Origin of the sequence: Nitratidesulfovibrio sp. 1201_IL3209 (assembly GCF_036763125.1) — a bacterium.
GTDB lineage: Bacteria > Desulfobacterota > Desulfovibrionia > Desulfovibrionales > Desulfovibrionaceae > Cupidesulfovibrio.
The window spans coordinates 26,779-33,263 of sequence record NZ_JBAIYT010000043.1 but is presented as its reverse complement, the minus strand read 5'-3'; the positions used below and the strand labels follow the sequence as shown (position 1 = coordinate 33,263).

10 protein-coding genes are annotated in these 6,485 nt (G+C 62.1%); 7 read left to right on the top strand and 3 right to left on the bottom strand.

Features of this window, described 5'->3' with window-relative positions; translation table 11 throughout:
- A partial coding sequence (locus V6B97_RS15730; RefSeq protein WP_333507476.1) for a hypothetical protein occupies positions 1–332 on the bottom strand: 332 nt, incomplete at its 3' end.
- A 318-nt stretch (positions 333–650) separates the two neighbouring features.
- Here V6B97_RS15730 and V6B97_RS15725 point away from each other — a divergent pair.
- Both V6B97_RS15725 and V6B97_RS15720 read left to right on the top strand, forming a co-directional pair.
- Complete coding sequence (locus tag V6B97_RS15725; RefSeq protein WP_333507475.1) at positions 651–794, top strand: hypothetical protein; 144 nt, start codon at positions 651–653, stop codon at positions 792–794.
- Positions 787–1,074 carry a hypothetical protein gene (locus tag V6B97_RS15720; protein WP_333507474.1) on the top strand — a complete coding sequence of 96 codons (288 nt, stop codon included), beginning with the start codon at positions 787–789 and terminating at the stop codon, positions 1,072–1,074. Before V6B97_RS15725 ends, V6B97_RS15720 begins: the two co-directional genes overlap by 8 nt.
- Positions 1,075–1,533: 459 nt before the next feature.
- Here the strand turns inward: V6B97_RS15720 and V6B97_RS15715 are convergent, their stop codons facing one another.
- Complete coding sequence (locus tag V6B97_RS15715) at positions 1,534–2,184, bottom strand: S24 family peptidase (protein WP_333507473.1); 651 nt, start codon at positions 2,182–2,184, stop codon at positions 1,534–1,536.
- A 266-nt stretch (positions 2,185–2,450) separates the two neighbouring features.
- Positions 2,451–2,681 (bottom strand): hypothetical protein, encoded by a 231-nt coding sequence (locus V6B97_RS15710; protein ID WP_333507472.1) that lies wholly within the window; start codon positions 2,679–2,681, stop codon positions 2,451–2,453.
- Between the two features lie 58 nt (positions 2,682–2,739).
- On the opposite strand from V6B97_RS15710, the gene V6B97_RS15705 reads away from it, so the two are divergent.
- From V6B97_RS15705 to V6B97_RS15685, 5 genes are all read left to right on the top strand, one after another.
- Positions 2,740–3,183 carry a helix-turn-helix domain-containing protein gene (locus V6B97_RS15705; RefSeq protein WP_333507471.1) on the top strand — a complete coding sequence of 148 codons (444 nt, stop codon included), beginning with the start codon at positions 2,740–2,742 and terminating at the stop codon, positions 3,181–3,183.
- 2 nt (positions 3,184–3,185) lie between these two features.
- Positions 3,186–3,779, top strand: coding sequence for a hypothetical protein (locus tag V6B97_RS15700; RefSeq protein WP_333507470.1), 594 nt, complete (start codon positions 3,186–3,188; stop codon positions 3,777–3,779).
- 249 nt (positions 3,780–4,028) lie between these two features.
- On the top strand, positions 4,029–4,187 hold the full coding sequence (locus V6B97_RS15695) for a hypothetical protein (protein WP_333507469.1): 159 nt from the start codon (positions 4,029–4,031) through the stop codon (positions 4,185–4,187).
- 2 nt (positions 4,188–4,189) lie between these two features.
- On the top strand, positions 4,190–5,419 hold the full coding sequence (locus tag V6B97_RS15690; RefSeq protein ID WP_333507468.1) for a DNA-methyltransferase: 1,230 nt from the start codon (positions 4,190–4,192) through the stop codon (positions 5,417–5,419).
- Positions 5,416–6,462: a hypothetical protein gene (locus V6B97_RS15685; RefSeq protein WP_333507467.1), complete on the top strand. Its 1,047-nt coding sequence runs from the start codon at positions 5,416–5,418 to the stop codon at positions 6,460–6,462. The genes V6B97_RS15690 and V6B97_RS15685 overlap by 4 nt, the downstream gene beginning before the upstream one ends.
- The last annotated feature ends 23 nt before the right edge of the window (positions 6,463–6,485 follow it).

Sequence of the window (6,485 nt, the reverse complement as noted above, 5' to 3'; positions counted from 1 at the left end):
CGGAGGTCGAGGGAGCCGCCCACGGTCAGGTTGTCCGGCAGGGCCGTGACGCCCGTGCCCCGGAGGTCGAGGGAGCCGCCCACGGTCAGGTTGTCCGGCAGGGCCGTGACGCCCGTGCCCCGGAGGTAGAGGGAGCCGCCCACGGTCAGGTTGTCCGGCAGGGCCGTGACGCCCGTGCCCCGGAGGTCGAGGTAGCCGCCCACGGTCAGGTTGTCCGGCAGGGCCGTGACGCCCGTGCCCTGGAGGTAGAGGGAGCCGCCCACGTTGAGCCCGTATTTGTCGATAAATTCCTGCGCGCCCATCGGTGCGGCCTTCTTCTTGCGCGTCGCCATGTTGCTGTTCCTGGTGTTGTGTGTTGTGACACCACCCCGCCTCGTGCCCCTCGTTCTCGGCGTCCCTACTAGTTCGGCGCGTCGTATCTGCGCCTCCCGTTCTGGGCCTCCCTGCCGGGCGGCTGGGCACCTCCGCCGCGCCCCGGTGCTACTCTGGCCCGTGGGCCGTGTTCGCTGGGTGGGCGGCGTTGGTGAGTAAATATTGCCCACAGGCGACAATTAAGGCAAGTGAAAAGTTGCCTTCAAGCTACAACTCGCGTAAAAAAAATCACCGCCCGGTAGTGGGTGGTGAACATGGCCGGGAGGCCGGAGGTCGATATGGTGTGGTTCTACGTGGCGCTGGCCCTCATCGTGGGCCTGGGCTTTGGCGGATGGGCTGGGTACAAGTTAGGGTTGCGCGTGGCCCTACGCATGGTCATGGAAGAAGCCTCGCGCAGAAACAAAGGAGAGTGCAATGCCTAAGCCGTTGGTGTCCATAGTGGTGCCCACCCTCGGAGACCGCAGGGAACTGGAAACATGGGAGGCATGGGGCAGGTTTGTCATGCAGTCGCGCGACGATCTTGAAAAAATGCTGTGCGAGATTGCGGAACGCGAAGAAAAGAAACGCATGGAACACGAAGCCATGCGGAGTGAATGTGAAACGTTTGAGGCAGGGCTCACGCGAGGCCGTTGGATGGGTTATTGGGTTGGCGTGATATGCGGTGTGCTTGGTGCGTTTTTGATAGCCGCTATTATCCTATAATCATCCTGTATCGCCGCATGCGCTCAAGGCCAGCATATCGTACAAGGCGAACCGTAGGCTGTTTGTCTTGTGCGATATACATGAAATCTTCCTTGCGCTCTCGGGGGCGCACAAGCAAGGGTGTCATGCGTGGCTGTCTCGCGTCGTGAAATCGTATATCATCGCCTATGACCCATATCTGGGGCAGTTCAACAATAGCGCCACCATCTGCCACGGCTTCAACGATTTCAACCGACCTGTCCGGGTTTTGGTTTTCTATGGTCAAGGTGATCTCCCAGATTGCCTTGCCGTGCCATGTATCTTGAGTGCGCTTGACGTCTATGGCCCACGCTGGCGCCCGTCCAAAGCATCCCGACAGCGCCGTGGCGATAGCGCGTACAGATGACATGGCCCCTTTGGCCGCAGACCATATCTCCATCACACCACCCCGTCCTCACTTCTCGCTCACGTCGTTCCACGCTACATGCGCCGCGCTGTCCACCTTACCCTTCCGAAAACCGAAAAGTCGGCGTCTTCTCCGGACACTTCAATGTCTGGCCGTGCCTCGTTGTCGCTTTTGCACACCAACTTTCCGGGGTTGCGGAACAGGCGCTTGACCATCAGCTCGTCGCACACCCGCACGGCGTAGATCATGCCTGACCGCACGTCGGTGTCCCGCAGGTTGACCAACACCGTCGCCCCGTCTGGAATTGTCGGCTCCATGCTGTCGCCGGTCACGTCGAACAGCACCAGGTTGTCGGGGTTTCCGCCCATCTCCACGATGAAGTCTTGCCTGAATGCGTACAGGCCCTCCACATCACCGTTAGTCACCAGCGACGACCCCGCGCCCAGCCTGGCCTGCACCTTTCGGACGTACCCATACCCACACTCGTCAGGCGTGAAGTCCTTGAAGACATCATCAAGCCGGATGCCCAAGACATCCATGTAGCGCAGCATGTCTTGGAAGTTGGCCGTCTTGATGTCGCCGTCGAGCCATTTTTTGATGTTCCCCGGCGTGACGTTCAGTGCCTTGGCAAGCCGCGCCTGCGAACCCCACCCTCCAGCGAGTTCCGCGCGCAGCTTATCCAGAAAGAGGCCCCATAGGGCGTCGGATTTAGTGGCCAGTCTCATTCTCCCTGCGTGCCATGCAAAAACTCGCCTGCGGGCGACATTTCTAGTGGACATTTTTCTAGCCTGTAGGCAATATTTCGACATGGAAAACGCACTGGAAACCTACCGTTCCGAAAAGGGCCTGTCGTTTGCCGAGCTTGGCCGAATGTCCGGCTTTGGTACGGCGACCGTCCACAAGCATTGCACGGGGAAGATTGCAATCGGCGGTGATGCGGCAATCCGGTACAGCCGGACCCTCGGCATCCCGCTTGATGCTCTGTACCCGGCTACCCCGATGGCAGCCTCAACCAGTACTGCGCGCACACCCGCACGCCGTGCCCGGCGAACGAATGCCGGAGCGCCTGCCTAGCCACCGCGTCAAGCTCGGCGCTCGGCAGGGCCAGCGACGGCACCCGCACGGTGCGCCAGTCGAGCGTTGCCCCGTCGGTGATGCGGACCACGGCGACCGGGCCGGTGCGGCAACGGCGGGTGATGATGTGCAGATGGGCGTGTCTCATGGTGGCAACATAGCACGCCACCAGCAACCGTAAATTATCGAATTGCGAGGGAAAGATCATGAGCGGCGGCATCCTCGAAGTCATCGAAAGCGCCATGGACGAGCAGGGCATCAGCATCAAGTCGCTGGCTCCCCTCGTGGGCAAGGAATACTCCACGCTCAAGCGCGAGCTTAACGAGTTCGACCCCGGCGCGAAGCTGGGCGTCGAAACGCTCATCCCCCTGATACGCACCGTTGGCCCGGCCCCCCTCGAGTTCATTGCGGCCGCCTGCGGCTACACCGTCAGGCCTGTTTCTGGCGCGCCCGACGCTCCCAGCATGGCCGAGGAGTGCTTGCAGGGCTTTACGGCCGTCGCCCGCTACATCGAGGCCGCCAACGCCGGGCAGCGCTACACCGACCTTTCGCCGAAGCTGGCAGCAGCCATCAAGGAACTGGAGGACGTTTTCGTGCGCGCCAGGGACCGCGATGAGCTCGCGTCGGCGGAAGTGCGGGGGAGGCAGTAGCCATGCGCGTGAACGCTTTCTTCGAACCGCAGCGCACTGACATTTCCGACAAGGCATGCGCATGGTGCGGCACCATGTTCACCCCGCACAACGCGCGGCAGGTTTACTGCTGCATGGCGTGCAAGTTTGAAAAGATTGGCGCGGACCAGCATGTGCGCCGTCGCGAAGCCGCAGCGCGGATGCGCGCCGCAGCGCCAGTGCGCGTGTGCGCTATCTGCGGGGCACCGTTTCAAGACGTCAACCAAAATCGCAAGACGTGTTCCGCAGCCTGCGCCACGACTCTTGAGCGCACCCGCAAGCGCCTGTACCGGCGAGGGCACCTTGGCCCTATCCTCGGCACGTGCGTTGTATGCGGGCAGCCGTTTGAAAAAACAAACTGCGCCGTGACGTGCTCGTTAGAGTGCTCGCGCCAGCGCGACAGGGAGGTGGACAGGGCGCGCCATGCCGCCCGCAAGCGCGGAGCCATCCACATTCCGCAGATCATCGGCCCGGCGTGGAATCTCAACTACGATCCCTACGCCGAGGGGATGGTGTTCGCGGGATTCGACGGCGTGGCAATACCCGCGACAAGCCCCCAGGCGCTGCCGGTGTACTGATGCCTTGCCCGCACCCGCCCACCACGCCGGAGCAGGTCGGCGCGACGACCCGAGAAGGGGCGCGAGCGATGTATCTGGCCAGCCCGCACCTGATACCGTGTCCTAACACGACGCCACCATACCAGTGGCTGGCAAGATCGTGGTGCGAGGAGCGGTGCCACAACGGGCAGTGGACGCAAAAAAGCCCCCGGCTGGCACCGAGGGCGAGAAGCAAGTCAAGTCACAACCTCATCACGCACGAGGTGTCCAATGAATAGCCTGAACCTGACCCCGCGTCAACGGATTTTGATGCGCATGCGCGCGCTGTCGTCGCTGATGAAGCGCCCGTACAAGCAGCACGTCCGCACCAGCGCCATGCGCCGTCACCGTGCCCTAGCCCGGTTGTATCGGGCGGCGAAGGAGGGGTAGGGGTGTTGCTTGATACGCAGGGCAAGCCCTTTGCCATCACCGCATCCATGTTCGTTGGCGACTGCATGGACGGCCTACGGGCCATGCCTGACCAGTCCGTGCATTGCTGCGTGACCAGCCCCCCGTACTATGGCCTGCGCGACTATGGCATGGCCGGGCAGATTGGGCTGGAAGACACGCCGGACGCCTACGTGGCCCGTCTGGTTGACGTTTTCCGCGAGGTGCGCCGGGTGCTGCACCACACCGGCACCCTGTGGCTGAACATCGCAGACAGCTACGCCGGTAGATGCAAGGGCGCGTGGAAGAACAAGGACGCGCCCAAGGAAACGTACTCCCCGGATTACGAAAGCCCGCAACTTCAGATGGCGCGGGTGTTTCCCGGCATCAAGCCCAAGGACCTGATAGGCATCCCGTGGATGCTGGCCTTCGCCCTGCGCGCGGATGGCTGGTACCTGCGTCAGGATATCATCTGGGCAAAGCCCAACTGCATGCCGGAATCCGTGCGCGACAGATGCACCAAGTCCCACGAGTACGTGTTCCTGCTGTCCAAATCGCCCCGGTATTTTTTCGACGCGGATGCGGTGAAGGAGCCTGCGGCAGCAAGCTCCATCTCAAGGTGGGCGCAAGACATTGAGGCCCAAGAGGGCAGCACGCGTGTGCCAGGAAAAAGCAACGGGAAAATGAAGGCCGTTGGCGGTGGTGCTTTCCGCAACCGGCGCAGCGTCTGGTCCGTACCTACAGCCAAGTTCAATGGCGCGCACTTCGCGGTATTCCCGCCCGCGCTAGTTGAACCGTGCGTGCTGGCCGGAACGTCGTCGCACGGGGTGTGTCCTGCCTGCGGCAATCCGTGGGCGCGCGTGATCGAGCGCACCGGCCACGAGAACATGCGCGAACAGGCCCACCAGCCGGGTAACCGAACCACCAAGACAGACAGCACCGGATGGGCACCCCTGACGCGCGCCACCGACAAATGGTCGCCCACGTGCGATTGCGGCAAGTCCCCTGTCCCGGCCACGGTGCTGGACCCGTTTGCGGGGACTGGAACCACCGGAGGGGTTGCCGTACTTGCGGGCCGCTGCTTTGTCGGTTGCGAACTGAACCCCGCATATGTCGCCATGGCACGCGACAGGCTTTCAAAAACCCTGCATCGCGCCAAAGAAATACCTATCGCGCTCGAACCATCATGCAATCGCTCCAAGAACGCACGGACGCCAGAGGAGTGGTTGCGGTGAACACAGACTTTCGCGTTTCCGTGGACTTCTTCGCCCACCACAAGGCCCGCAAACTGCGCCGCCGCCTGGGTGCTGACGCGCTGTTGTCCTTGCTCCAGCTTTGGGCCTACGCGGCAAAGATGCGTGCCGACGGAAGCCTTGCGGGTATGGACTCGGAGGATGTCGAACTTGCCGCAGGGTGGGATGGCGACGCCGGGTTGTTCACGAAAGCCCTTGTAGAGGTTGGCTTTATCGACCTGTGCGACGATGGCATGGCCTTGCACGATTGGGCAGAAAATAACCCGTGGGTTGCTGACGAGAAAAGCCGAAAAGAGCGGGCGCAGAAAGGCGCTGCTGCCAGATGGGCAAAGCATCCGGAATGCTCAAGCAATGCCCAAGCAATGCCCAAGCACGCATTTAGCAATGCCCCTCTTCCTTCTCCTTCTCCAGAAGAGACTTCTCTTAACTCAGAGGTACTGCCTAAGGCAGAAGCTGTTTCTTCCTCAACGCGTTCTGCATCCGCACCCTCAAAGCCGGGTGCGGCGCGCACGAAAAAGCCTGCTGAGCCTGCCTCTCCCGAAACGGGCTACCGCACTCGCAAGGGCCGCACCCTCGACGGGAAGCGCCTTGATGCGTTCGAACGCTTCTGGTCGGCCTACGGATACGCCAAGGGAAAGGCCGAAGCCGCCGACGCATGGCTCGACATACCCCAGCTTACCGAGTCGCTTGTGGCGCAGATCGTCGCAGCAGCACAGCGTGAGGCGGCAGCACGCCCGGCGCTGCTTGCGTCTGGCCGCACACCCAAGATGGCGCAGGGGTGGATTACGGCGCGACGATGGGAGGACGGCGAGGAGCCTGTCCCACGCGCCATGAGCGCGGCGCGCGACGGGCCGCCGATGCCGAGGACTTACCGGGAGCTACAGGATTACCAACGCCGGGTGAATGCAAGCAAGATCGACGTTTCGGGATTCCTAGCCGAGGTGGAACCGGGAAATGGCAAGCAAACAAGCGATTTGGGAAATTCTGCAAACCATGCGGGTAATCTTCTCTCCCTCGATGGGTGACCAGGATTTAGCCGCGTTGGGGA

Bases quoted from the DNA above. Each gene is read 5' to 3' on its own strand.
- V6B97_RS15720 (WP_333507474.1), top strand. From the start codon at position 787: ATGCCTAAGCCGTTGGTGTCCATAGTGGTGCCCACCCTCGGAGACCGC.
- V6B97_RS15725 (WP_333507475.1), top strand. From the start codon at position 651: ATGGTGTGGTTCTACGTGGCGCTGGCCCTCATCGTGGGCCTGGGCTTT.
- V6B97_RS15695 (WP_333507469.1), top strand. From the start codon at position 4,029: ATGAATAGCCTGAACCTGACCCCGCGTCAACGGATTTTGATGCGCATG.
- V6B97_RS15700 (WP_333507470.1), top strand. From the start codon at position 3,186: ATGCGCGTGAACGCTTTCTTCGAACCGCAGCGCACTGACATTTCCGAC.
- V6B97_RS15705 (WP_333507471.1), top strand. From the start codon at position 2,740: ATGAGCGGCGGCATCCTCGAAGTCATCGAAAGCGCCATGGACGAGCAG.
- V6B97_RS15710 (WP_333507472.1), bottom strand. From the start codon at position 2,681: ATGAGACACGCCCATCTGCACATCATCACCCGCCGTTGCCGCACCGGC.
- V6B97_RS15715 (WP_333507473.1), bottom strand. From the start codon at position 2,184: ATGAGACTGGCCACTAAATCCGACGCCCTATGGGGCCTCTTTCTGGAT.